We start from the raw sequence: 26,215 nt of genomic DNA, 5'->3' as shown, positions 1-26,215 counted from the left end.
TCACACGTTTCGGGATGCGCATCAGGCAGGTTGAGGTTGTCGCACCGACGAAAGATGGCGAACCACAACCGGAACCAGCAACACCAGTCCCAGAAGCGACGAATAAATCTCCGGGGCGACCAGCAGAACCGCGGCGACGATCATCAGGATATTTTCCCAGGCTTTCGTACGCACCAGTAAAAAGCCCGACAGTGCAGCACCCAGTGCTGTGATGCCGATAGCACAACCGAGGAATGCCACGAAGAAATCCGGCCAATTGAAGTCAGATGTGACCAACAGAAGCGACGGAGAGAATACGAAGACAAATGGCACAAGCACCTTGCCGAGACCGAGCCGGAAAGCCGTATTGCCGGTCTTGAACGGATCGGCGCCCGCCATACCCGCCGCCGCATAGGCCGCGAGCGCGACAGGTGGTGTGATATCCGCCAGAACCCCGTAATAGAAGACGAAGAAGTGGGCCACGATCGGCTCAACGCCCAACAGCCCCAGCGCAGGCGCGGCAATCGTTGCCATGATGATGTAGTTGGCGGTCGTTGGAATGCCACAGCCCATCAAAATGCAAACGATCCCCGTCATGATGAGCGTGAAAAGCAGCGTCAGTGTTTGCGGGCCAAACCATGCGGTCGGCAGAATGGTGCCAAAATATGTCGCGAGTTGCCCTGCTGTCGACGTCACGATATAGGAAATCTTGAAGCCGACGCCTGTGAGCGTCACCACGCCGACGATAATGCCGACAGTCGCCGCAGCAGCGCCAACGGCGAGCGCATATTTGGCGCCATCGCGCAGTCCGTCAAAAATCTCGCCTATCGACATGCGCTTGCGCGGATTGAGCAATCCCACTGCGATACAGAGCGTAATGCCCCAGAATGCAGCCAGATAAGGCGTATAGCCCGACAGCAGAACGCCGATCAGCACAATCAATGGAATGACGGTCGGCCAGTCACGCTTGAAAGCTTCCTTCAGGTCAGGCAGCTCTTCCTTCGTCATGCCGCGCAAGCCATTGCGCTTGGCTTCGAAATGGACCTGCATAAGAACGCCAAAGAAATGCATGAAGGCTGGCACGATAGCCGCCAGAATAATGGTTGTGTAAGGCAGGTTCAGGAATTCGATCATCAGGAACGCGGCTGCGCCCATGATCGGCGGTGTGATCTGCCCGCCTGTTGACGATGCTGACTCGACGGCGGCGGCAAAGTGGCGCTTGTAACCAAGCCGGATCATCGCCGGAATGGTCAGCGAACCGACGGTCACCGTATTGGCGACCGACTAGCCTGAAATCATGCCGAACAGTGCGGAGCCGAAAATGGAGACTTTTGCCGGACCGCCTGCAAAACGGCCTGCTACCCAGGCCGCGCAATCCAGAAACAGCTGACCGAGACCGATGCGGGTTGCAAAAACGCCAAACAGCACGAAATGGAAAACATACGTTGCCACCACACCAAGAGCGATACCGTAGATGCCCTGTGTCGTCAGATAAAGATGATCGACAAGCTGGCTGACGGTCGCGCCGGGATGGACGAGAATGCCCGGCATATGCTGCCCGAAAATGGCGTAGAGCATGAACAGGACTGATATGATCGGCAGTGGCCAGCCGACCGACCGTCGCGTCGCTTCCAGCAGAACCAGAATGAGAAGGCCGCCGAGGACAACATCTGTCGTCGTCGGATTACCAACGCGAAAGGCAAGATCATCGAGCGGTATCATTGGAACGTGGGCGACGGACACGACCGCTATGATCGCCAGCGCCCAGTCGATGACGGAAATGCCAAGCGGCCTCAACCATGACGATGTGGTGGGCTGATCGTAACCCTTGCGGGAGAACGGGAAAACAAGAAAGACCAGACCGAGCACGAAGGAAAGGTGAATGCCGCGATGCACCATTTCCGAGAGAAGGCCAAAGCCCGCCGTGTAATAGTGGAAGATGGAAAGTATGATCAGCAGCGCGCCGACAATGCGTGCCGCAAGCGGCCCTAGTGGGCGAAAGCGAATCTCGGAGTCGAACTTTTCCTCAAGCTCGCGCGCTTTGGCTTCGTCCAGTTCCATGGGCGATGTTTTCGCCTCTTGCTCGCTCACCATAGGGCCCTCTTCATTCAGAGCGCAAGTTGATCCATTTGAATCAAATAATCGCTCTAACCATTTGTTTTAACAAAATTATATATCTGGAAGATGCTTCATTCGGGCTGGAAGCAAATGCACGGGGTTCTGCTGAAGCCCCGTGCATTTTTCATCCGAACCGGAATGGACAACCTATTTCAGAACGCCAGCTTCCTTGTAGAAGCGTTCTGCACCGGGATGCAGCGGAATGCCGAGGCTGGTCGTCGCCGTATCAAGCTTGATGAGCTTGCCTTTTGCGTGCCCGGCATCAAGTGCCTTTCTGCTGTCCTCGTTAAACAGGGTCTTGGTGATATTGTAGACGAGTTCATCCGGCTGCTTGGCGTTCGTAACCCACTGTGCTGCAACCGCCAGCGTTTCGGTTTCGCCTACGTCCTTATAGGTGTCGGCTGGCACGGCATCCTTCGAGAAGAACGAATATTTTTCGAGAATCTTCTGCGCTTCAGGACCGGAAATCGGAACCAGCGAAATGCCGTTCGATGTGGCCAGCTCAGAGATCGCGCCGGTCGGATATCCGCCAACGAAGAAATAGGCATCAAGTGCGCCATCCTTCAAACGTTCTCCCGCAGGACCCGGCTTCAGATGTTCGGCCTTGATGTCGCTTTCGCTCAATCCGTATGCTTCCAGAACGATGCGGGCATCAACGATCGTACCTGATCCCGGCTCATCGATGGAAACGCGCTTTCCCTTGAGGTCGGCAACGGATTTGATATCTGCGCCTTTACGAGCGACCAGATGAATGGTTTCAGGATAAAGGGTGGCAATCAGGCGCAGATCCTCGACCTTGCCCTTGCCGTCATAAAGACCGGTGCCGGTATACGCCCAGTAAGCCACGTCCGACTGGGTGAAGCCAGATTCGAGCGATCCTGACTGGATAGCGTTGATATTAGCCACCGAACCGTTCGACGAAACCGCCGTAGCCACCAGACCGGGAACGCCCTTATCCCCTGCTCCGGAAATCGCGTTGGCGATCAACCCGCCAATCGGGTAATAGGTGCCCGCTGTCCCTCCGGTGCCGATGCGAAAGAAGGCCGGAGCCTGCGCAAAGGCAATACTGGCCCCTACGGCAACGATGCCTGCAAATGCAGCAACCACACCACGCCGGGTGAACTTTCCCATTGTCATATCTGCTCTCCGTTCCCTGATTGATTTTGTTCAAATTGTGTTGCCGAGCATGGAAAGCCGGGCGCGGCTTGTCAAGCATTCCTTCCAACTCTGTTGTATACCCTCTGAAACGATCTATAATGTAGATGAAAAATGCAGATTACTTTAGGCTCAACTCCGAGTATCTATTGTAATATTTAATTCAGATAAGATGTTACAGGAAAATTATTCCATATTAAAACCAACGAAATAGAAATGATAATTGAAACGATTAAATAAATTGCAATCCTATTCAATAATCGAGTGATAACTTCACAAAGTGACTTGAAACTGCGGAATTTGTCGCTATCTTGGCCTTATGGCGTGTGCTGCGTGCGCCCAGGGACTACCCTGAATACGGAGACTGTTTTTAACTGTTTCTGTCAGGGAGCTGCCATGGCTGGTCGCATTCACAATACTATTCGCAATTTTCTTGATAGCGAGTCTTCAGGCGGCTTGCTGCTTATAGCTTCAGCTATAGCAGCATTGCTGGTAGCCAACTCGCAACTTTCCGAAGCCTATTTCGGCGCTCTTCATGCCTATCTTGGACCACTTTCTGCCCAGCATTGGGTCAATGATGCGCTGATGGCGATATTCTTCCTGATGGTCGGACTGGAGATCAAGCGCGAGATGGTTGATGGCCATCTCTCGTCCTGGCCCCGCCGCATCCTGCCGGGCGTAGCCGCTGCGGCGGGTATGGCAGTACCGGCTCTGATCTATCTTTCCTTCAACCTCAATAGCGGCGCTTCCCACGGCTGGGCTATCCCGGCTGCAACCGATATCGCATTTGCGCTTGGCGTCATTTCGTTGCTGGGGCCAAGAGTTCCCACCTCTCTGAAAGTGTTTCTCGCTGCCCTTGCCATCATTGACGACCTCGGCGCGGTGATCGTTATCGGCCTGTTTTATACAACCGGTGTTTCCCTGATGGATCTGGGGTTGGCTGCGGCAGTCGTCGCTGCCCTGATCGCCTTGAATCTTGGCGGCGTGAAGCGCCTGACGCCTTATCTGCTGCTCGGTCTTGTACTGTGGTTCTTCACCTATCGCTCCGGCGTTCACGCGACCATTGCAGGCGTTTTGCTTGCGCTGACCATTCCGATCAAGCGCACCCCTGCAAAGCCTGAAGCGACCGTCTCCGAAAGCCCGCTGCATCTGCTAGAGCACAGCCTTATCAAGCCGGTTTCGTTCATCATCGTACCCATATTCGGCTTCGCCAATGCGGGTGTCAGCTTTTCCGGCCTTGGCATGGAAGCACTCTTCGCGCCAGTGACCTTGGGCGTAGCTGCCGGTCTGGCTATCGGCAAGCTCGTCGGTATTTTCGGCGCAGTGCTGCTTTTGGTGAAAAGTGGAATCGTTGATCTGCCTGCCGGGGCAAGCTGGCCGCAAATGCTCGGAACGACGCTTCTATGCGGCATCGGCTTCACTATGAGCCTGTTCATCTCGCTTCTGGCTTTCGATGACGTGCTGCTGCAGAACGAAGCGAAGATCGGGATATTGATTGGCTCGCTCATTGCCGGACTGGCCGGCTTCACCGTTCTGCGTTTCGCAAAACGCGCCGATGGGCGAAACTTCAGCCAGTAAACTGGATGGAAATATTGCCCGGACTCTCTGCATCCGGGCATTATATCGTCAATCAAAGTAACTTTGCGGGGCGGGCTATCCGCGTTGCGCGTTGTGCGTTTCGTCCGACGGCTTCCAGATCCTGTAACGGATTTCGAAGCCATCTTTCGCATAGATGACGATTGGAAGCCGGCTGTTGTAGCGCAGCATGAAATTTTCGCCGCGAACCGGAACGAAATCAGTCCGCTTGCTGTCCTCCGGACAAGCCATCAGCGTGCCTGACATGCGATCGCTTGCTGTCAAAGTGAAATAGTCAAATCCCCACCCCTCGACGGTGCTAGGGGTCAAACTTCCGCCGAACCAGCTGATATTGCAGTCCACCGTTGCGTTGCGTCCCGCGATAATCTCGACTTTGGCATCCTGTTCCTTCTCAAGCGGGGGAAGATGGATGACATAACGGTAGGAACCGGATGGGGCTGCCGGGAAAGCTTCGAGATTCCTTTCAGATTCGGTCTTATCCTGAGCGATCGCGCCATGTGGGACGCCGAAACTGGCGGCGACCAGCGCTATCTGTAAGAAATGTCTGACTTTCATGTTCATGCTCTCATCTGTTGCAGGTTTATTGCGCCTATTCAGCCAAACCACCGGTTCCGGTGGCGGTTGCGCTATCAAACAAGAGGAAGACGATCGGCGTGCCCGGCTCGCATGAGGCGTCGGTACGCCTGGCACCGACCTTGCCTGCCACGGGTGCGGAATATTCAGCCACGACTTCCCCGAATGAATTTCTCTGAGTAACCACTTTTTGTCCCGCTTGCACCTGTTCATTGAGTTCAACGTGATGTTCGATAAACCCGCCATGTGTCGTCAGAACCGGCGCCATTCCATCCGCAGCGAAGAGACCGGAATCCTTGCTGGTTTTGCCTATATTGCCTTCAATGACCTTATGGTGTTTGAGAACATTCATGGTGCCTTCGACAAAAAGGGCAATCATCGCATGATCGAAGATACGCGGTCGGCCTATTTCCGGCGTGAAGGCTGGAATACCCGCATCGATCAGCGCATTTGCGAGAAGGCCGTGGGCGCCGAAATTGTCGAAAATCTGCTCTATCGGATAAAGTTCGGCCATCGCCCGAACTTCCGGCAAGTCCATTCGCGCCAGATGAAATGAGGCCATATCCATACCTGTAGCTGCGGTATGAAAATCGATTCCGTAGTCGATATTGGGTTGCAGCAGGTGATTGAACACTAGCCAGGCGTGACGCGCCGCCGCTTCCGGTGCGTTCTCGTTACCCGGAAACAGCCGGTTTATATCGACAAGATCAATCCCGCGCCCCGAACTCGGCCATCGTCTTGCCATCGCTTCAAGCGCCGGGCGAGACACGTCAAAAACGGCCACCACGGAGCCGGACATCTTTTGCGGGTCGAGCTGGTTCACAATGGTGTGCAATGTGTGCACGGGGCTCATTTCGTCACCGTGGATGCCGCTGATCAATCCAATCCGCTTTCCCGGTGACTTACCCTTCATCACGGTGACTGAAACATGCCAATGCTGGCCCGTCGGCATCTGCACACCTTGAAAATATAAATCGTGCCGCTTGCCTGCCTCCAGATCGGAAATATCAAGGAAGGAGATTACCTGCTTGCCATCTATGACATCGCCGGTGTAGGCCGTACCCGACCCGTTGCTGCCGGTATCCGGCTTTGCATCACCAGTCTGTGCCTGTGCCTGCCCCGATGCGAGCGCCACAGACCCGGCTGCGGCGATGGATGCGAGCATGAAATCGCGCCGGTCTACGCTCTGTGATTTTGTCTCGACCATTGGGTTCCCCAGTATCGAATAATGGATCGAAGGCCCTCCAGCCTTCACTCCTGCACAGTTTCAGACGCTGCGTCTTTTTTCTCCTCGGCCTGCCTGCCCAAACGCTCGGTCAGACGCTGGATGACGAAGTAGAGGCCGGGCGTGAGAAGCAGTCCGAGCGTGGTTGCAGCAACCATCCCGCCGAAGATTGTCACGCCGACGGCCTGACGTGCACCGGCGCCCGCGCCCGAAGACAGGATAAGAGGAAGGATACCAAGGATGAACGATACCGCCGTCATCATGACGGCGCGGAAACGCTGTTCGGCTCCGGTACGGGCCGCTTCTGCAGCCGTCAGGCCGGTCTCGCGTTTTTCCTTGGCAAACTCCACGATCAGGATTGCATTCTTTGCCGCCAGACCGATCAGCAATACCATCGCGATCTGGACATAGAGACTGTTCTGCAGCCCGAAGAATGTAAGAGCGGCAACGGCCCCCAGCAAAGCAGCACCGAGCGACAGGATAACCACCGCTGGCAATGCCCAGCTTTCATATTGGGCAACAAGAAAGAGATAGGCGAAGAGGAAGGCAAGCGCGAAAACGATTACCTCCTGACCGCTGCTTCTGCTTTCCTGGAAAGACAGTCCCGACCACTCATAGCCATAGCCATCCGGGAGGGCTTCCGAAGCAACCTGTTCCATCGCCGCCATGGCCTGACCGCTACTGGAGCCGGGGGCCGGAACAGCATTCACCTGCGCCGAGACCGAGAGGTTGTAGCGGGTGATGACGAAAGGCGCCAATACCGTGGTCAGTGACACCACGCTTCGCAACGGCACCATGGTTCCGTTGCGACTTCTGACATGAAGTTTCAGGATATCTTCGCTATGCGCGCGGAAATCGGAATCGGCCTGAAGATTGACCTGAAATACACGACCATTCAGCGTGAAATCATTGACGTAGCGCGAACCGAAATTCGCACCGATAGCGGCATAAATATCCGACACACTAAGGCCGAGGGCTTCCGCGCGGGCGCGATCCACGTCAACATAGATCTGCGGCACATTCGCGTTGAACGTGGTCGCCGCACCACCGATTTCCGGTCGCCGGTTGAAGTAACCGAGCAAGGCGCCGGTCACCTGCGCTATTTCCTGCGGGGGCTGGCCCTGCAATGCCTGCAGGCGGAAATCGAGACCACCCACAGCACCGATGCCCGCAATTGCAGGCGGTGCAAATACCGAGATATTTGCGCCCGGCACCTGCGAGAACTGCGCGCGCAGGGTGTTGATGATATTGTTGAGCTGCAGCGCCTCTGTCTCGCGGTCTTCCCATGGCGTAAGAGCAGCGACCGCCATGGCACCGTTTGGTGTGCTGGTTGATTGCAGGATGCTGAACCCGGCAACCGTTATGACATCCTGAACGCCTTCGGTCTCGCTCAGAACCTTGCGCACATTCTCGACAATCAGGTTGGTGCGGTCGAGCGAGGCCGCACTTGGCAGTTGTATATCGACAAAGAGCGCGCCCTGATCCTCATCAGGCAGGAATGTCGCCGGAAGATTGACGAAGACGAAATAGGCCAACGCAAAACAGGCGATGATGCCTGCAACCGGTACAATCCAGTATTTCACCAGAAAGCCGACGATCTTGCCGTAGCCTTCGCGGGTTTTCTCCATGAAGCTTGAAAACCACGCCAGAGGACCGCGCTTGTAGCCTCCCTGACCGTGCTTGAGCAGAAGTGCTGCAAGCGCCGGACTAAGGGTCAGGGCTACGAATGACGAAAGGACCAGCGCCGACGAAATCGTGACCGCGAATTGCCGGTAGAGCTGCCCGCCAATGCCTTCAAGAAAAGCCGTGGGTGTGACCACCGCCAGCAGAACCAGCGTTGTGGAAATGATCGGCCCTGTAATCTGATGCATCGCCTTGCGCGTGGCTTCGATGACCGAGATGTCAGGCGTATCGTCCAGCACATGCTTGACGTTTTCCACGACCAGAATTGCGTCGTCCACCACAAGCCCGATGGCGAGGACAAGCGCCAGCAGGGAAATCATGTTCAGCGAATAGCCGACGGCCAGCAGCACCGCGACCGCACCCAACATCGAAGCCGGAATGGCAAGCGCAGAAATAAGCGTTGCCCGCCAGTCCTGCAGAAAGATGAATGTCACCACGAGCACGATCACGAAGGCTTCGAACAATGTTCGCGCGGTCAGTTGCAGGCTGGCCTCGACGAACCGTGTCGCATCGTAGACGACATGATATTGCAGTCCCGGCGGAAATCTGGACGACAGACGCTCAAGCTCTGCCTGCACGGCAGTCGCCGTCTGGATCGCATTTGCATCGGGCGACTGGTTGATCTGCAGCATGGCCGATTCATGACCGGCAAAACTTGCGCGCGATGCATAATTGCGCGCGCCAAGCTCAAGACGTGCAATATCCCGCAGAAACACTTTTGCTCCATCCGCGCCGGTGCGGATGACGATACCTCCAAATTCATCGGTATCGCGAAGCCGCCCCTGCGCCACCAGCGTATATTGAAGCTCGGTGCCCACCCGCATGGGTGGCGCGCCTGCCTGACCGAGCGTTGCCTGAATATTCTGACGCTGGATCGCCGCCGAAACCTCATCGACTGTTATGCCCAGCGCATCCATTCTTTGCGGGTTGAGCCAGACGCGCATCGAATATTCGGATGCGCCCACAACGCTCGCCTCGCCGACGCCGGGCACACGCGAGATCGCATCGACAATCGTAGTCGTCGTGAAATTGGTGATCTCAAGCGCGTTCAGGCTATCGTCCGGCGAATAGAATGCTATCCCCAACACGAAATCGGGGGAACGCGAGCGGACCGACACACCTTGCTGCGCTACAGCGGCGGGCAAACGCGAGATCGCCAGTTGCGCCCGGTTTTGAACATTGATCTGCGCCAGTTCGGGATCGGTCCCGACTTCAAAGGTTACCGACAGCGAATATTGCCCGGCATTGGAACTGGTCGAGGACATATACATCATGCCGTCGACGCCGTTGATTGCGGTTTCCAGCGGACCGCCGACAACATCTGCAATCACCTCCGCACTCGCACCGGGATAAACAGCCGATACGTTCACTGTCGGAGGCGTGATCTGCGGATATTGCTGGATAGGCAATGAAAAGATCGCAATCGCACCCGCGATGGAAATGATGATCGAGATGACGATTGCGAGGCGGGTTCGTCGTATGAAGATTTCGGAAATCATTGCCCCACCCCTGCAGTACCAGGGATCGGGTCACGAGGAGATACGGCCTGCCCGTCGGCAATACGCTGCAACCCTTCGACGACAATTGTTTCACCAGCCTTGAGGCCATCAGTGACCGACCAGCCATTGTCGATGCGCGTGCCTGTGGTGATCGGACGCCGGGAAACCGTATTACCCTCGTTGAGAACATAGACATATTTCCCCTGACGATCCTGCAACACGGATGACATGGGAACTATCGGCAATTCACCAACCGTCTCATCCAGCAGATTGACGGCAACCACCTGCCCCGGAACCAGAATATGGTTTGGATTGGTGAACAGCGCGCGCACCGCGACTGTGCCAGTCTGCGCGCTCACCTCATTGTCGATGAACTGGATTGTTCCGCGTTCGCCATATTGCGTACCGTTGGCCAGCGTCAGGGTCAGCTTGAAGCTTCCGGGATTGACCGTCCCGCCTCCTGCTTCCTTCTGGCGAATAGCGATCAGAGCGCGGTCCGTGATCGAAAACACAACACGCACAGGATCAAGCTGCACGATGCGCGCAAGCGGTCCCATGCTTGGGCCAACGAGATTGCCAACGGTAAAGAGCGAGCGTCCTATCGTCCCGTCGATGGGTGATCTGACCTGCGTATAGGAGAGATTGAGCCTGGCATTGTTCAGCGCGGCTTCCGCATTGCGGACATCCGCCGTAGCAATATCAAACGCAGCCTGAGCGTCATCGAGAGAGGCTTGCGAAGCGGTGTTGCGGTTGGCGAGCGTTCTTGTGCGTGACAATGACTGCCGCGCCGCATTCTGGGCAGCTTCGGCACGTGCAACCTGCGCCTCCGCAGACATGACCGCCGCTTGCATCTGATCCGGTTCTATTTCGAAAAGAAGATCGCCAGCCTTGACCGCTGCTCCCTGCTCAAAGGCCTTTTCCTTGAGGAAGCCGGTTATGCGTGCCTGAATATCAACCGCTTCAATCGCCTCGACCTGTCCGTTGAAACGGAGCGGTGCGGTCGCCAGCGCCATTTCCACTTTGCGCACGATTACAGGAGGTGCGGCACCGGTTGGAGCCTGTTGAGCCAGACTTGGCTGCAGAAACATTGGCGCAAACAAAGCTACAAAAGCAGCGTTCACAGAACGACGAACGAGAGTCTTCTTCAATTGCGCGTCCTCCCTCCGGCCGGGCATCGGCCGATCATTCACGCATTTCGGGTACTCAAGGCTATTCCGATATAGGCAACACCTGCGATCAGCAGTGCAATCCCTGCGATTGACCCCGACGGCAAATCACGTGTCCAGGGCCATTTCATCACCAGCATGGCGCTGGCAGTCCAGGCGATCAGGCCTGAAAGCGTAAACCACCACCAGCCGCTTGCCGGTTTGATCTTCCACGACAATGCCAGTTGAAGGAAACCATGCACAAACACCACGATGGCAATCAGCAGCGTGATGGCGAGCGCACCTTTAAGCGGGTTCAGATAAATCATGACCCCGCCAACGAGCTCCACAGCTCCGGACAGTTCCTGCCAGACAAAGCCCGCCCAGCTTTTGACCCAGAGTGACTGGATTATCTTGACGACGCCAATAGCCACAAGGACGAGGCCAAACATCGTGCTGGCTGCAAATTCAGAGAATACGGGCAAGAACAGGCAGAGTATTCCACCTGCCATCAGAAGAACGCCAAGACCGAGAAAACCTTTCCATTTTCTCTGTTCGACTGTCTTACGTTCCAATAGCTGCAGTTGCTGAACGTCCATTATGGACCCCTCTATGTTCAAAGGGCTGCGTTACTGCGAATGAGAAAATATGAGCATGTTTCGATGTAATAGTACAGCCCGAAGACAGTAAAATTAGTAGGTTGTCGACCAATCGCCATCTTCCAGTTTCAGCCAGCTTGTGGAGGTGATGCTGGAACGCAGGCTGAGTTGCGCTACCAGCGCCTCGACCATCCGGTCATCTTCCTTGCCGGCAAACAGCGTGGCCTCCACTTCAACCTCATTACTTCCCTCGATGTGATGGCTCCGTATAGCGTGGAAGCGCAATTTCTTCAGATCGAGCGTCTGGATCAGCAGTGCCCTGACCGAAATTTCGCTTTCCGCAGGACATCGGAACTTGACCAGGTAGAACTGCTCTATTTCCGGCTCCACAAAGGAATAGCGGTTCACGAGCACCGCAATCCTCGGCAGGGAAACGTTGAGGCAAACGATGAAAAACGCCGTCTCCACGGCGAGAAGCCACAGCCCATAGCCTGTCAGAACGCCAACTGCGCCAGTGCTCCAGACAGTAGCAGCCGTGCTCAACCCCTTGATGCTTGCGCCGTCCTTGATAATCAGGCCCGCACCGAGAAAGCCGATCCCTGTCACAACCTGCGAACCCATTCTGAGATCGCCTTCAAGTCCAAGCGCGTAAGGCAGCGAAGCATAGGCTGCCGCGCCAAGCGCCACGAGACCATGCGTTGCAAGGCCGGAATGGCGTTGTTTGATCTGACGCTCCAACCCGATTGCAGAGCCAAGCAAAAGCGCCAGACCGAGATTGATCATGATGGATGGGATTGCAACGACTTCCGGCATGCAGGTCCTTTTATGCCTCGGACAACTAGTGTGGCGAATCCGAAATTCGTATCACTCTGGAGCGGGGTTGCGAACGAATTTCGGATTCAAAGCCACACCAGGAACCCAATGAATCTAGTGTGGTTTACGGATTTGAAGTTCCTGAACGTTGATGCCATGCAAATGACAGGAATTTCAAATCCACCACACTAGGCAAGCAATTACTTGAATGACGACCACCAAAGCCGTTGAAACGAGCAAATTGCACTATAGACATTATTTGAAGGAGTTAGGAAGTCTTCCTGTATCACCCACATCATATTTAATTATAGTACTTGAATTATGCCAACTAAAGTAGTTTCATCGACACGTTCCGGACGCATTCTTTCCTACATCGACTGAGGGGTCAGATAGCATGGGTTTGCTTGGAATACTGCTCGGACTAGCTCTACTCATGTGGTTTGCCTATCGCGGCTGGAGTGTGCTTCTGCTTTCTCCCGTCGCAGCACTGCTCGCCGCGCTTATTTCCGGTGAGCCTCTTCTGGCAAACTGGACATCGACTTTCATGGGCGGGACAGCCAGTTTCGTAGGCCGATGGTTTCCACTTTTTCTGCTTGGCGGTATTTTTGGCAAGCTGATGGACGATAGCGGCTCCATCACTTCCATCGCACGATATCTGACGGAGAAACTGGGCGTAAAGCGCACGATGCTTTCTGTCGTGCTTGCATCGGCAGTTGTCACCTATGGCGGCGTCAGCGTCTTCGTTGCCTTCTTCGTTCTGGTGCCGATGGCGCGTGAAATGTTCAAGGCCGCCAACATACCGGCGCGGCTGATGCCAGCGGCCATCGGTCTTGGCGCCTTCACCTTCACCATGTCTGCAATGCCGGGCACGCCCTCGACAAACAACGCCATTCCGATGCCCTATTTCGAAACCACGACCTTTGCGGCACCTGGGCTTGGGATCATCGCTTCCATCATCACGCTGGCCTTCGGCATGTGGTGGCTGCAACGCGCCGAAGGCAAGGCACGAACTGCGGGCGAGAACTATGTCGATGACACCGGCGATCTTGAAATTACGGAGAAAGTCAGAGAACAATCGACACTCTCGGGTGACTTCGACCCGGCTGAATTCGAACACGGCGCGCGCACCGACAACCAGCCGCCGTTTTTCTTTGCGGTACTTCCCCTACTTGTCGTCATCGTCGTCAATTTCCTGATGGCGCTCATCATCCTGCCCCGCATCGACTTCTCGTTTCTGGAACAGGAGCCATGGGGGATCGATGTCGGCTCATCAATCGGCCTGTGGGCGGTTCTGATCGCACTGGCAGCAGCCATCCTAACCCTGATAGCGGTCAATTTCGGGAGGCTGCGGGCAATCCGGGAAAGCCTCGACGCAGGCGCCAACTCCTCAGTTCTGCCGATCCTCACCATAGCAAGCCTTGTCGGCTTCGGCGCAGTTGTGGCGGCGATGCCTGCTTTTGCGGTGGTTCGCGATGCAGTGCTTGAAGTGCCAGGCGGCCCGCTTGTGTCGCTGGTCGTCGCCATGAACGCGCTGGCAGCCCTCACCGGAACGGCATCCGGCGGCATGGCCATCGCACTCAATGCGCTGGGCGAGGAATATATGCGGCTTGCCATTCAATACGGGATCAATCCCGAACTCATGCACCGTTTGACTGTCATCAGCGCCGGTACGCTGGACGCGCTACCGCATAATGGAACGGTGCTGCTACTTCTACAGATCAGCAAGCAGACCCACGCATCGAGCTATTTCGACATGGTCATGACCGTGATTGTCGGTGTGATCATATCGCTCGTCGCGGTTTTCGTGCTGGGATCAATGTTTGGTTCCTTCTGAGCATGGCCATTGTTGTTGAAAGGAAGTTGAAATGAAAAGGACTTCTCTCCTGATTGCCGTCCTGCTCTCTTTGATGGCAAGCCCTGCATTCGCGCATCTCAACCCCGCAGAACATGGTTCGTTCGCCGCCGGGTTTACGCATCCCCTCTCGGGCGCTGACCATATACTTGCAATGGTCGCCGTCGGTCTCTGGGCGTCAATGCTTGGCGGACGTGCGCTCGTCATCGTGCCGCTAAGCTTTGTGGGTGTCATGCTCCTGGGCTTCGTGGCAGCGCTTGGCGGCGTATCCCTCCCCTTTGTCGAACCGGTCATCCTTGCATCGGTGATTGTGCTTGGCCTCCTCGTCGCCATGGCATTCCGCGCATCAACCCTGACCGCAGCACTTATCGTTGGGTTCTTTGCATTCTTCCATGGCTATGCTCATGGCGGAGAAATCGGCAGCGCTGCGTTTCTTTCCTATGGTGCCGGTTTTGCTCTTGCGACAGCATTGCTCCACGCGGCAGGCATCGGTGTCGGTCTTGCAGCGGGCCGTATGCTGCAGGGACGCACGGGACAGATAGTGATGCGGATAGCTGGCGGATTTGCCGCCCTTAGCGGACTCTACCTGATGGCCGGGTGATGTGAGCATCATCTTGCTGGATCATTCGAAGAGACACGCAGAAGCTGATATTGAAAATGACGGGTCGGGGCCGGAAATGCCTGTGCATTCTCCGGCACTTCCCCTGCTGCATCTCATGCGGCTTGTCAGCCCCAGCCAGCCAGTCGGCGCATTTTCCTATTCGCGCGGCCTTGAATGGGCAGTCCATGCGGGAACGGTGACGAACGAGGAAAGCTGTGCCGGATGGGTGTTCGGCCTTCTGGAACACAGCTACGCTGCGCTAGATGGAGCGATTTTCTGGCGCATGATCGCGGCATTGAGGCGAAACGATAACACCGAATTCGGTCGCCTGAATGACTGGCTTGGAGCAAGTCGTGAAAGCAGCGAGCTTGAGCTTGAAGATCGCCGCATGGGTGAATCCTTGCTCACGTTACTGTCGGAACTTGGTGTCGAGCAGGCACGCAGCTTCGCGTTGGAACAGCGAGCCACCTATCCTGCAGCCTTCGCCATTGCAGCATGTCATTGGAATATCGAGCCTGTCGATGCGCTGCGCGGTCTCATGTGGAGTGTGGTTGAAAGCCAGATCATGGCTGCAATCCGTCTCGTCCCCCTCGGCCACACAGCAGGCCAGAGGATACTTATCGCCGGAGCGGCGAAGATCGAGCGGGCCGCCGAAAAGGCCCGGACGCTGGATGACGACGAAATCGGCAACACAGCTCCCGCACTGGCCATGGCCAGTGCCTGGCACGAAACACAATATAGCCGCCTATTCCGGTCGTGAGCGAAGCGATTCACGGTATCGCTTGAGATTGTCCTCCGCCGAAGTCGCATCGGCCGGAGCGACTGGCACCAGCGCCTTGAAAGCATACTGACCGATCAGCATGACCCAGGTGACGAGCACGAATGTCGAGGTCAGCACCGGCATTCCAATCGGTTTCAGGAATATGGCGACCGAAGCCCACAACCATGTCGCCACGATAGCGCCGAAGATAGCGTAAAGAAAACTGCTCCAGCTAAAAACAAGGAAGAAGCCGCCAAGCGCAATCGCCGTCAAGGCCGCGTTATAGCCGAAAAGCCCATCGCGAATGGCGCCTTCCGGACCACCGAATGCGGCGGCAACCACTGCGCCGGTTACCGCTCCCAGAAGGCCCATAAGAGCGCTTATTCGCGAATGGATCGCGATACCGGCAAGGATGATGTAACCGGTGATCCAGTTATCCTGAAAGAATATCTGCCCGATGGCAGTACCGATCCCCATATACCAGGTCGGAAGCACATAAGGGACAGCATAGGAAAACTGTTCCGGCGAAACCGGCTTTGCCATCGGACCGGCATCTATGGCGTCGAATTTGAGTATCGCGAACAGAAAGAGCCAGCCGACCAGAACGAATGGCATTGTCAGCGGCGCGACCTTGTGCGGCCCCAGCAACGTAGCGATGCTGGCGAAAGCCATGGTGGAGAAACCAGCGCCACAGATGAGATAGATCGTCATGGCAGGCGACGGCAGGGCGCCGCTGCGGAAATCCGCACTGGTGAAGGCAATCAGCGCAAGGGCAACCAGAGCGCCGTTGAACCCGAACAGGCCATCCCGGATCAGCCCCTTGTCAGCCTTGAGGATGATTGCCGTCAGCGTGCTGGCAACAACGCCAAGCACGCAGATAATGGCATAAATCCAGGAATTGACCAGAATGGCGAACAAAATGACCAGCCCCGACAGAGGGTTGTTCTGGAACACCACCTGCCCGATACCGCGCAGCGTCCAGTCGACAAACCCCAGAGAAGGATGATCCTGCAAGGCATTGAGCTGCATGAACGTTACCCCTTCTTCGCCGTTTAAAGCGGTTCTCACTTTCGGGAGACATGCTCTAAAACAGAAAATAGCGCTGCGCCATCGGCAGGACATCAGCCGGTTCGCACGTGATCAGCTCGCCATCCACCCGCACCTGATAACTCTGCGGATCGACCTCCAGCTTGGGCGTCAGACCGTTATGGATCATGTCCTTCTTGCGGATCGTCCGGATGCCCTTCACGGCAACCAACTGCTTGCTGAGTTTCAGCTTCTCGCCGATGCCGTCATCCAGCGCCGCTTTCGAGACGAAGGTAACGCCGGTGGAACCCAGCGCCCGCCCCAATACGCCATACATTGGCCGATAATGAACCGGCTGGGGCGTCGAGATCGATGCGTTCGGATCGCCCATTGGTGCAATCGCAATCATGCCGCCGATCATGACGAGGCTTGGCTTCACGCCGAAAAATTCCGGCTTCCACAACACCAGATCGGCCCGTTTTCCGACTTCGACTGAGCCGATTTCATGGGCAAACCCATGCGTAATTGCGGGATTGATCGTATATTTGGCGACATAACGTTTAGCGCGGAAATTGTCATTCCGGCTGCTGTCCTGACTCAGCGGACCGCGCTGCACCTTCATCTTGTGAGCGGTTTGCCAGCACCGCAGCGTCGTTTCACCGATGCGGCCCATCGCCTGAGAATCCGAGGACATCATCGAAAACACGCCGAGATCGTGGAGAATATCTTCGGCGGCGATGGTTTCACGCCGGATGCGGGATTCCGCGAATGCCACATCCTCGGGAATTTTCGGGCTGAGATGGTGGCAGACCATCAGCATATCGAGATGTTCATCGACTGTGTTGATGGTGTAGGGACGGGTCGGATTGGTCGAGGACGGCAGGATATTTTCTTCGCCCGCCGCCGTAATGATATCCGGCGCATGCCCGCCACCGGCGCCTTCCGTGTGGAAACTGTGGATGGTCCGCCCCTTCATGGCAGCAAAGGTGTCCTTGACGAACCCACTCTCGTTCAGCGTATCCGTATGGATAGCCACCTGAATGTCTTCCTCATCGGCGACGTTCAGGCAATTATCGATGGCGGCGGGTGTGGTTCCCCAGTCTTCATGCAGTTTCAGGCCGACAGCACCGGCCCTGATCTGTTCACGGAGCGGTTCGGGCTTGCTTGCATTACCCTTGCCGAGCAGTCCCACATTGATTGGAAGTGCTTCGACAGCCTCAAGCATACGATGGATGGCCCAAGGCCCCGGTGTAACCGTGGTTGCGAGCGTGCCAACCGTCGGCCCCGTTCCGCCGCCAACCAAAGTCGTTGTACCGCTGGCCAAGGCTTCTTCGGCCTGTTGCGGCGCGATGAAGTGAATATGTGTGTCGATACCGCCAGCAGTGAGAATCTTGCCTTCGCCCGCAATGACGTCGGTAGCAGGCCCGACGACGATGTTGACGCCGGGCTGAATATCGGGATTACCGGCCTTGCCGATCCCCGAAATACGACCATCCTTGATACCGACATCGGCTTTGATGATGCCCCAATAGTCCAGAATGATGACATTGGTGATAACCAGATCGACAGTTTCGGACGAGGGCCTCTGCCCCTGCCCCATACCGTCACGGATGACCTTGCCGCCGCCGAATGTTACTTCTTCGCCGTAGATACAATGATCTTCCTCGACCTCGATGATGAGCTCGGTATCCGCCAGACGCAGACGGTCACCCTTTGTCGGGCCATACAGTTCGGCATAGGCCTGTCTTGAGATCCTTCCCATCTGTCCCTCCTAGAGTTTTCCGTCGATTTTTGCGTTGAAGCCGTAGACTTCCCGGTCGCCATCCAGTGCAACCAGTTCGACTTCACGGTCCTGCCCCGGCTCGAACCGTACCGCGGTCCCGGCCGGAATATTGAGCCGGAAACCTCTCGTCCGTTCCCGGTCGAAGGCAAGCGCCTCGTTCGTTTCATAGAAATGATAATGCGATCCAACCTGTATCGGCCTGTCGCCCGTGTTCTCCACGGCGATGGTGCGCGTTTCGCGACCGTTATTGAGGTCGATCGACCCGTCTTCGATGAAATATTCACCCGGTATCATGATCGTCTCCTGAGGCACATCCCGAAAACTGTAGAATGGTTTTCGGACAAGATGCGCGTAAAAACCAAAGCCAGAGCGTTTCCAATGTTTCGGGAAATGCCCTACGGAATGGGGTTGTGAACGGTCACAAGCTTGGTGCCGTCCGGAAAGGTGGCTTCCACCTGAATGTCGTGGATCATTTCAGGCACGCCCTCCATCACCTCGTCACGGGTGAGAAGCGTGGCTCCATAAGACATGAGTTCTGCAACCGTCTTGCCGTCGCGTGCTCCCTCCAGAATTTCAGCGGAGATATAAGCCACGACTTCCGGGTAGTTCAGTTTCAGCCCTCGGGCCTTGCGTCGCTCCGCAACCAGTGCTGCGGTGAAAATCAGAAGTTTGTCCTTTTCACGTGGCAATAGTTCCATTTTTAGGCCCTCTCCAAAGTGAGTTATGTTGCCCAGATGCGTGGCGCAGCCGCCGGTTTCCCCAGTCCGGTTTCGCGCAGAACTTCCCAGGCTTTTCGAAACAATGTCTTGGCTTCCGACATGCGTCCGCCGAGATAGCGACAGACGATTACCCGCTCGAGCCGCGATACCGAAAACAGGTTTTTGGCTGCACTGCCGACCGCTTCACGAATAGCGCAAAGCGCGCTTTCATCTGCCGGACCGGCGTAAACCATCGTGGCGACAATCGGCCTGGCGCAAAAAGCGAAAGCTGCACTCATCGCCGGATCGGCGCCATGAAGGCGGAACTGCTCGAACCAGATCGGCTTTCCGTCCCTGAGTATTTCGACCCTTTGACGAACTTCTCCCTTGTCGAAACTTTCCTGACAGGCAGGCCGCCCGAGGCTGATAATGTCCCAGCCCAGATAGATCGCATCTCCGCTCAGCGAGACTTGCGTGCTTATGGAGGCCTTTGCGCCGTCAAAAACGATTGTTTCCTGCGGGAGATATTCGCATATGCCGCCCTCGCCCACCTCGATCCTGGTCGTTTGGCTGCTACGGCCCCGCTCGCTGCGATAGAATTTGGTGGCACCCGGCGTCGTCAGGACTGCCCTGGCGCTACGCCCCAAAAAGCAAGAAATATCAAGAACATCTTCACCAGCAACACCGCCCGGCGGATGAAGAAGATAGACATGCGCGCTGCCGTCTTTTTCAGGATAAAAGGGTTGTTGCACTGCAAGCGGCCCTACGTGGCGTCGCCGCATGAGCCGCGTCACTTCACGATTATGCTCGAACTGCAGTTCAAGCTCGGCATGCCAACCCGCACTCATTAGCGATTGCCACCTTTGCGTTCTCTGAGAACTACGATGCGTTATCGATAACGAACAATAAAACCAAGGCAGGATGAAATATTCAGACAGAGTAACTCGGCAAATCAACATAGACAAGTTCAAATAGAGACTTGGCTAATGTTCCCTTCACCTTGTTTCGATGCCAAGCCGGGAAAGAAGCTTATGCCGGTTATCCCCGACGGTTCATTACGAAAGACTAGCGGATTGAATTTGACGTTTGATACCCGCCCGATATCAATCCCGTTTCAAACGTCAAATTCAATCCGCTAAATTCATAAAGTTGCCAGTGGTTTTTTGCTTCCGACATTTGCTCGGCGCTCATATCCGGGGGATACAAATGTCGGAATCAGACCACCAGTTAGCGCGAACTCAACCGGTCGATAACACGGGCTGGAAGATGAAGAGCCAGTGACGCCTGCTCGAACGTACCCTGTCCAGCAGCCAGGAAAGTATCGTCCATGCCGGCATATTCGTCTGTAATAAGCCTACGAAGCAAATGGCCTGAGCCCAGAAACTTGATCAACGTATTTGAGCTCGCAAACAGACTGTGACCGCCGCTGTCGACCTGAGAAATATCAAGAACCTGAATATTCTTGTTCTGCAGGAAGGCGATATCAAATCCGCTGCCGACCCGCGGCGCTCCTCCGGCCAGCCTGCGCGAAATATCCAGAGCCCGATCGCGCCGGGATACAACAATCGTGAATGGCTGCGGCAGGTAGTCGATATCATCGACCTGCCCGCGGAAAAGATCGGGATCGAGATCAGGCGCCGCGAGCAATACCCCCTTGATACGTTTCAAAACGTCGTTGCGTTTATCGCCCGAAAGCGTTCGCAAGGCTTCCATGACGACGACTGCGCCCATTGAATGGCCGACAATAACGATGCCGTTGGCATTCGTCTGTGCTGCCATTTCAAGTATTTCCGCCAGTCCCCTGCGTGCGATGATCGCGCTGTCACGGTCGTAGAGATATCGTGTAAATGCAGCGGCAGACGCCCAGGAAAAATGAACCGGCACCGAAGAGACGTCATAATCGTGGACGATCTGCGCATTACGGAAAAGTCCTTCGGCAAAATTATTGTTATAGCCGTGGACGAAAATGAATATTTCGCGCTTCGCTGCCGGGCGGCTCGCCAAACGTCGGTTCAGTTCTGCGATCATTGCCTGCCGGTCCCGTAGCGGGGCATAGTTTGAGGCTATGAAATTCCTTCGAGGGTCAGGTTTCACCGATGCAGTCTCGACATTTCCGGGACGGTGCATTTCGGGAATATGCACGTCAATTGTCGAGAAATTCAGCACTTGAGACCTGTCGCGCGAATAGGCGATACTTGGATCGTCCACTCTCTCCCGCACTGTCGCAACCGTAAACGGAACCACCGCACCGGAATGGGCGCGATCAGCCACGTCCATTCCCAGGCCGGTGACAGCCCTGTTGCCGGCGCATCCTGTTACAACAAGCAACACAAATGCGATGGTGAAAATCTGCTTCAAATCATGCCCTCGTTCGAGAATCGAGGCATAGCGGCCACGTTGTGGCGATGGTCTCGCATTGTCGCTCCTCAGGCAACGCCATACTATGAGGTTTTTGGCAATGTTCCTTCGAGCGCCTCCTTGAGACGCTGTTCCTGTTCGAGAGACAAGGATGTCTTCAAGACCCGTCCCCGCAGGTCAGGGAAATCGGCCATAACCCTATCCCATTGGATCTTGCGCAGGAGGACGAACAAGGCCGACGAATTTTCAGGAATCGTTTCGCCAAGCGACACGATGAATTTGTCATCAATCCCATAATCGGCGAGCGAACCTGACAGCGCCCCGGCGCCTGCCCCGACCGCGCCGCCAAGCGCCATACCGGCGAGCGGATTGAGGAAAATAAGCCCTACCAATCCGCCCCAGATCGCACCGGAAAGCAGCCCCGATCCGGCGCCCATGGCGGGCAGATTGTACTTCTGCTTGAGATGAACCTTGCCCTGTTCATCCCGAACCACAATCACCGCATCCTCCAGATCGACGAGATATTCCTTCTGAAGCTGGTTGAGCTTCAGAAGAACAGCATCCGCCTCTCCCACCGTATCAAATCCAATAACAACCAGCTCCGACACAGCGGTGCTCCTTTCCTCGAAAAATCCGAAATGAAGACGGCTTCTGGATCAGCGCCGCCATCTCACCGTGCGAACGTTGGTAATTCTGCCGTCTCGGGCCCGAACGGTAATATCGTAGGTTCTGCGAGACCGATCCCCCCGGTAAAGAAAATGACTGCCGCGGCAATCCAGGGCACGAACATTGCGAAAGCCGCGCGATCTCAGCAGCCTGGTGCCATCGGAACAGCGTATCCTGTGGCCGTTGTTGATACGCACACCGACGGTAACCGAATGACTTTGGCTGAAAGCGGGGACCGTTTCCGCAACGGTTCCAATCGTAAAGATGGCAGTAAATGCAAGAATAGCGGCGACCGAATGCAGTTTCATGTTCCCCTCCAAGTCACAAAGAACCACAAGCCGAACCGGTTCACCAATCGCTCGAGCGGCGACACAGGCAGACACCACGGCGCAAAAGCGAAACGGTTCGGGAAATGCCATTAAAAAGCGTTTTCAGAGCGCCTCGCTCGACACAACCAGGTCAAAAGGCGCTCCAGATAACCAATGTATCGATGCCGCACCCAAAACTGGCGCAGCATCGCTATCTCATCATTACGAAGCAGGAAATCGGCCTGCTGGCCAACTTGGCTTCGCAAGTGTCTTAGCCTCTCACAATGCGTTCCAGTGGTCTTTTTGTTTCCGCCATTTGCTTAGTGCTCATATCAGGGGATGCAAATGTCGGAATCAGACCACTAGCGGCAACGCGCTTCAAAAACGCGGCCATGCTGATCGCGATAGCGGCAATACTGAACGCCATTGCGGGTCTGGGCAACGCCAACGAGCGTGCCTGCGGCTGCACCGATGGCTGCACCGGTGAGTGCGCCTCGCGTATCGCCACCAATGGCAGCCCCGGCAAGCCCGCCAATCGCAGCACCGCCCACACCATAACCGGCTGTTCTTCGCTCATCCGTCGTGCACCCGCTGGCGGCGGCGCCGACCACAGCCATCGTCAAGACACTGTACAGGATCATTCTCATAGAAATATCCTTCCCATTTTGTTTATGCCCTTTGTCCGACATTACATAGGCTGCATATTGAAAGGTCAAGATACTCCCGCGTGCAGCAGAATCTTTTTAGAACCGTTTTCTTCCAAGCTCTCAGATGTCAAGAAACAGGTATTTTGCTTCTCGCCGAACACCCGGAATTACAATTACAAATAGAATTTTCTGTACTTGATCTATGTTAACTTCGTCATCATTAACAGTCGATGGAAATAAATTTTATTGTAAGCCAACGGCAGCTATGATCAGATTGAAAGATAACGGCATTGTTTTTTCAAACGTATGCTTCCAGAATTCTGGAAAGGGAACTGCATGGAATTGCTTAATCCCCTTGTCAACCCTGATACAACATTCATCTCGACCGGCCGATTGCCGCCCGCTGATCGCGTCATAAAACTCGTAACTGAAGCGCACGAGCGGTTCGGCAGCGTTACGGTTGGCAAAAATTCACAAGTATACCCGGCTCTGGCAAACGTGTCTGAAAACCTGTTCGGCATATGTGTCGTCAGCGTAGACGGTCATGTATTCGCCGTGGGCGATGCCGATCATGAATTCACCATTATGAGCGTTTCCAAGCCATTTATTTTTGCGCTCATCTGCGATCTTATCGGTGCAACGGGTGCCCGTGAGCGGTTGGGCGTGAATGCGACGGGCTATACCTTCAATTCGCTTGCGGGCATCGAACGCGACAAGGATGGGCGCACCAATCCAATGGTCAATGCCGGGGCCATTGCAACCACAAGCCTGGTACCGGGCAAGACCGAAGACGAGAAATGGCGGTTCATTCAGGAAGGCTTGTCTCGTTTTGCCGGGCGCGATCTTTCCGTCAATGAAGAGGTCTATGTTTCAGCTTCGGAAACGAATTTCCGCAACCGCAGCATTGCATGGATGCTGGAGAGCACGGGACGCATCTACAGCGATCCCGTCGAGGCCGTAGAGCTCTACACGCGGCAATGTTCGCTGAACGTGAGCGCCAGAGACCTCGCAATTATGGGCGCGACATTGGCGCATGGCGGTGTCAATCCGCTGACAAAGGAACAGGTCGTCAAGCCTGATGTCTGTCACTACGCCCTCGCAGTGATGCTCACCGCCGGACTTTATGAAACGTCCGGAGACTGGCTCTACGAGATCGGGCTGCCCGGTAAAAGCGGCATCGGCGGCGGCATTGTCACTGTGTCGCCCGGCAAAGGTGGTCTTGGTACATTCGCCCCGCCGCTCGATGAAGCCGGAAACAGCGTCAGGGGACAACTGACCGCGCAATTTCTGTCACAACGGCTTGGGCTCGATCTGCTCATGTCGTCACCTGCAAACTAGAACCGGACTGAACACATTGATCTGACTCATTGCGAGAAGGGATATCGGCAATGGCAGTTTCTACTCCCGCTTCACATTCCGAAGAACGCAGTTCGTGGATTCCGATGGTGGCCATCGCTTTCGGTCAGGCCATCATGTCTTTCAATGTCGCCTCACTGCCGGTCGCAATGGGCGGCATGGTCGAGAGTTTCGGCGTTGCGCCAACGGTCGTGGCTACGGGCATCGTAGCCTATTCGATGATCGTCGCAGGCTTCGTGATGCTTGGTGCCAAACTTGTGCAACGTTTCGGTGCCTTGCAAGTCTTCCGACTGGCCGTCATCGTGTTCGGCCTTGCACAGATCTTGATGACATTCAGCCCCAACGCAACCGCCATGATTACAGCGCAAGCCCTGTGCGGTGCCGCAGGTGCCGTCATCGTTCCTGCACTCGTCGCCCTGATTGCGGAAAATTACCATGGCAATCAACAGGCAACTGCGCTCGGCGCATTGGGCTCCGCGCGGGCTGGTGCCGGTGTTTTGGCGTTCCTTATCGGTGGCGTGCTTGGAACCTATATTGGCTGGCGGCCCGTTTTCGGTATCCTCATTGCGGTATCCGCGCTGGTCCTCGTTCTCAGCTTTCGGCTGAAGCCGGATCGGGGACGACCGGACGTAAAGATCGATATGGTCGGAGTTGCGCTTGCTGCGGCAGCCATCATCTTCATCAGCTTCGGGTTCAACAATCTGAACGGCTGGGGGCTCATGCTTGCGCGCTCGACAGCTCCCTTCAATGTTCTGGGCCTCTCCCCCGCACCGATCCTCATCGTCCTCGGCATTGTATTGGGACAGGCTTTTTTTCTTTGGACGCGCCGCCGCGAAGCCAACAACAAGACTCCTTTGCTACCGCTGCAGGTTCTGGATTCACCGCAGGAACGCGCTGCGGTGTTTGCCATGTTTGCGGTCGTGGCGCTGGAAGCTGCATTGAATTTCTCGGTTCCGCTTTATATCCAGATCGTCCAGGGACGCTCGCCGCTCGCAACTGCGATCGCCATGCTTCCATTCAACCTGACGGTCTTTTTCGCCGCCATGCTGATCGTACGGACTTATGGAAAACTCACACCACGGCAGATCGGCCGTTTCGGGTTCGGGCTATGCGCTGCGGCTCTTATCTGGCTGGCCTTCGTCGTCCGCAATGACTGGAGTTCAGTTCCGGTTCTTTTCGGCCTGATCCTGTTCGGTATCGGACAAGGTTCACTGGTTACGCTTTTGTTCAACGTGCTGGTTACGGCATCGCCGAAGGAACTTGCCGGAGACGTCGGCTCCTTGCGCGGAACCACCAACAATCTTGCAGCCGCTGTAGGTACTGCCGTTGCTGGAGCCCTGCTCGTCGGCCTGCTCAGCAGCGCCGTTATGCGACAACTGGCTCAGAACCCAACCTTGCCGATAGAGATACAATCGGAAGTCAATCTCGACAGCATTACGTTTGTCAGCAACGATCAATTGGAAAGCGTCATTAACGCCACGTCTGCAACGCCGGAGCAAAAAGCCGAAGCATTGCGGATCAATACGGAGTCTCGCCTGCTCGCCCTTAAAATCGGCTTTCTCATCATGGCGGGTCTCGCCCTCGTATCGATCCTTCCGGCCAGCCGATTGCCAAATTATCGGCCCGGTGAAATCCCGGAGCCATAGAAGCAGGCAGAGCTGCTCTATCCGGCTCTTTTACCCACGCAATTCAACTAGAGCATTTCCTGTTTTGATTGAACCATTGCAAATGCTCTATCTGTTTGTTTTTACGCATGTCTCCCGAAACCGGTTCCC

Annotated in this window: 21 protein-coding genes and 1 pseudogene; 6 read left to right on the top strand and 16 right to left on the bottom strand. The window is 55.6% G+C overall.

Annotated elements, in window-relative coordinates:
• Positions 1–21 precede the first annotated feature (21 nt).
• Positions 22–2,073, bottom strand: a pseudogene (locus F9K94_RS01215) (TRAP transporter permease).
• Between the two features lie 171 nt (positions 2,074–2,244).
• Complete coding sequence (locus F9K94_RS01210; protein ID WP_151643181.1) at positions 2,245–3,234, bottom strand: TAXI family TRAP transporter solute-binding subunit; 990 nt, start codon at positions 3,232–3,234, stop codon at positions 2,245–2,247.
• Positions 3,235–3,648: 414 nt separating this feature from the next.
• Here F9K94_RS01210 and nhaA point away from each other — a divergent pair, with 414 nt between their 5' ends.
• Positions 3,649–4,830: a Na+/H+ antiporter NhaA gene (gene nhaA / locus F9K94_RS01205; RefSeq protein ID WP_151643179.1), complete on the top strand. Its 1,182-nt coding sequence runs from the start codon at positions 3,649–3,651 to the stop codon at positions 4,828–4,830.
• Between the two features lie 75 nt (positions 4,831–4,905).
• Here nhaA and eco read toward each other — a convergent pair whose 3' ends face one another.
• The 6 genes from eco to F9K94_RS01175 all read right to left on the bottom strand — a co-directional run bounded on the left by eco (position 4,906) and on the right by F9K94_RS01175 (position 12,385).
• Entirely contained in the window at positions 4,906–5,403 is a 498-nt protein-coding gene (gene eco, locus F9K94_RS01200; protein WP_235813470.1) for a serine protease inhibitor ecotin, read from the bottom strand.
• Between the two features lie 34 nt (positions 5,404–5,437).
• Positions 5,438–6,628, bottom strand: coding sequence for a succinylglutamate desuccinylase/aspartoacylase family protein (locus F9K94_RS01195; protein ID WP_151643177.1), 1,191 nt, complete (start codon positions 6,626–6,628; stop codon positions 5,438–5,440).
• 44 nt (positions 6,629–6,672) lie between these two features.
• Entirely contained in the window at positions 6,673–9,828 is a 3,156-nt protein-coding gene (locus F9K94_RS01190; RefSeq protein ID WP_061345474.1) for an efflux RND transporter permease subunit, read from the bottom strand.
• A complete protein-coding gene (locus F9K94_RS01185) occupies positions 9,825–10,976 on the bottom strand; it encodes an efflux RND transporter periplasmic adaptor subunit (RefSeq protein ID WP_151643175.1) in 1,152 nt (383 codons plus the stop codon). The genes F9K94_RS01190 and F9K94_RS01185 overlap by 4 nt, the downstream gene beginning before the upstream one ends.
• A gap of 38 nt (positions 10,977–11,014) precedes the next feature.
• Positions 11,015–11,572 carry an HdeD family acid-resistance protein gene (locus F9K94_RS01180; RefSeq protein ID WP_061345476.1) on the bottom strand — a complete coding sequence of 186 codons (558 nt, stop codon included), beginning with the start codon at positions 11,570–11,572 and terminating at the stop codon, positions 11,015–11,017.
• 93 nt (positions 11,573–11,665) lie between these two features.
• On the bottom strand, positions 11,666–12,385 hold the full coding sequence (locus F9K94_RS01175; RefSeq protein ID WP_151643173.1) for an MgtC/SapB family protein: 720 nt from the start codon (positions 12,383–12,385) through the stop codon (positions 11,666–11,668).
• 394 nt (positions 12,386–12,779) lie between these two features.
• Between F9K94_RS01175 and F9K94_RS01170 the strand changes: the two genes are divergently transcribed.
• Genes F9K94_RS01170 through F9K94_RS01160 form a run of 3 tightly spaced genes read left to right on the top strand, consistent with a single transcriptional unit; the run spans position 12,780 to position 15,598 of the window.
• Positions 12,780–14,219: a GntP family permease gene (locus F9K94_RS01170; protein WP_151643171.1), complete on the top strand. Its 1,440-nt coding sequence runs from the start codon at positions 12,780–12,782 to the stop codon at positions 14,217–14,219.
• Positions 14,220–14,250: 31 nt separating this feature from the next.
• Complete coding sequence (locus tag F9K94_RS01165; RefSeq protein ID WP_151643169.1) at positions 14,251–14,838, top strand: HupE/UreJ family protein; 588 nt, start codon at positions 14,251–14,253, stop codon at positions 14,836–14,838.
• Between the two features lies 1 nt (position 14,839).
• Complete coding sequence (locus F9K94_RS01160; protein WP_151643167.1) at positions 14,840–15,598, top strand: urease accessory protein UreF; 759 nt, start codon at positions 14,840–14,842, stop codon at positions 15,596–15,598.
• Here F9K94_RS01160 and F9K94_RS01155 read toward each other — a convergent pair.
• The 8 genes from F9K94_RS01155 to F9K94_RS01115 form a co-directional block, all read right to left on the bottom strand.
• A complete protein-coding gene (locus tag F9K94_RS01155; RefSeq protein WP_151643166.1) occupies positions 15,584–16,627 on the bottom strand; it encodes an urea transporter in 1,044 nt (347 codons plus the stop codon). The two genes, F9K94_RS01160 and F9K94_RS01155, sit on opposite strands and share 15 nt — an antisense overlap.
• Before the next feature lie 55 nt (positions 16,628–16,682).
• Positions 16,683–18,386: an urease subunit alpha gene (gene ureC, locus F9K94_RS01150; protein WP_151643164.1), complete on the bottom strand. Its 1,704-nt coding sequence runs from the start codon at positions 18,384–18,386 to the stop codon at positions 16,683–16,685.
• 9 nt (positions 18,387–18,395) lie between these two features.
• Positions 18,396–18,701 (bottom strand): urease subunit beta, encoded by a 306-nt coding sequence (locus F9K94_RS01145; protein WP_061345482.1) that lies wholly within the window; start codon positions 18,699–18,701, stop codon positions 18,396–18,398.
• Positions 18,702–18,802: 101 nt separating this feature from the next.
• Positions 18,803–19,105 carry an urease subunit gamma gene (ureA, locus tag F9K94_RS01140; protein WP_021584970.1) on the bottom strand — a complete coding sequence of 101 codons (303 nt, stop codon included), beginning with the start codon at positions 19,103–19,105 and terminating at the stop codon, positions 18,803–18,805.
• A 23-nt stretch (positions 19,106–19,128) separates the two neighbouring features.
• Positions 19,129–19,953: an urease accessory protein UreD gene (locus F9K94_RS01135; protein WP_061345483.1), complete on the bottom strand. Its 825-nt coding sequence runs from the start codon at positions 19,951–19,953 to the stop codon at positions 19,129–19,131.
• 379 nt (positions 19,954–20,332) lie between these two features.
• Positions 20,333–21,454 carry an alpha/beta hydrolase gene (locus tag F9K94_RS01130; protein WP_407922027.1) on the bottom strand — a complete coding sequence of 374 codons (1,122 nt, stop codon included), beginning with the start codon at positions 21,452–21,454 and terminating at the stop codon, positions 20,333–20,335.
• A gap of 92 nt (positions 21,455–21,546) precedes the next feature.
• Positions 21,547–22,071 carry a DUF1269 domain-containing protein gene (locus tag F9K94_RS01125; RefSeq protein ID WP_061345485.1) on the bottom strand — a complete coding sequence of 175 codons (525 nt, stop codon included), beginning with the start codon at positions 22,069–22,071 and terminating at the stop codon, positions 21,547–21,549.
• 728 nt (positions 22,072–22,799) lie between these two features.
• Positions 22,800–23,084 (bottom strand): glycine zipper 2TM domain-containing protein, encoded by a 285-nt coding sequence (locus F9K94_RS01115; RefSeq protein ID WP_061345487.1) that lies wholly within the window; start codon positions 23,082–23,084, stop codon positions 22,800–22,802.
• A 336-nt stretch (positions 23,085–23,420) separates the two neighbouring features.
• Here F9K94_RS01115 and glsA point away from each other — a divergent pair, with 336 nt between their 5' ends.
• On the top strand, positions 23,421–24,422 hold the full coding sequence (gene glsA, locus F9K94_RS01110) for a glutaminase A (RefSeq protein WP_151643162.1): 1,002 nt from the start codon (positions 23,421–23,423) through the stop codon (positions 24,420–24,422).
• Positions 24,423–24,472: 50 nt separating this feature from the next.
• A complete protein-coding gene (locus tag F9K94_RS01105; protein ID WP_192799424.1) occupies positions 24,473–26,086 on the top strand; it encodes an MFS transporter in 1,614 nt (537 codons plus the stop codon).
• The last annotated feature ends 129 nt before the right edge of the window (positions 26,087–26,215 follow it).

The organism is Brucella tritici (assembly GCF_008932285.1).
In the GTDB taxonomy this organism is placed as follows: domain Bacteria; phylum Pseudomonadota; class Alphaproteobacteria; order Rhizobiales; family Rhizobiaceae; genus Brucella; species Brucella tritici.
Note: the sequence above shows the minus strand (reverse complement) of the source record. Positions and strands in the feature narration are given on the sequence as shown.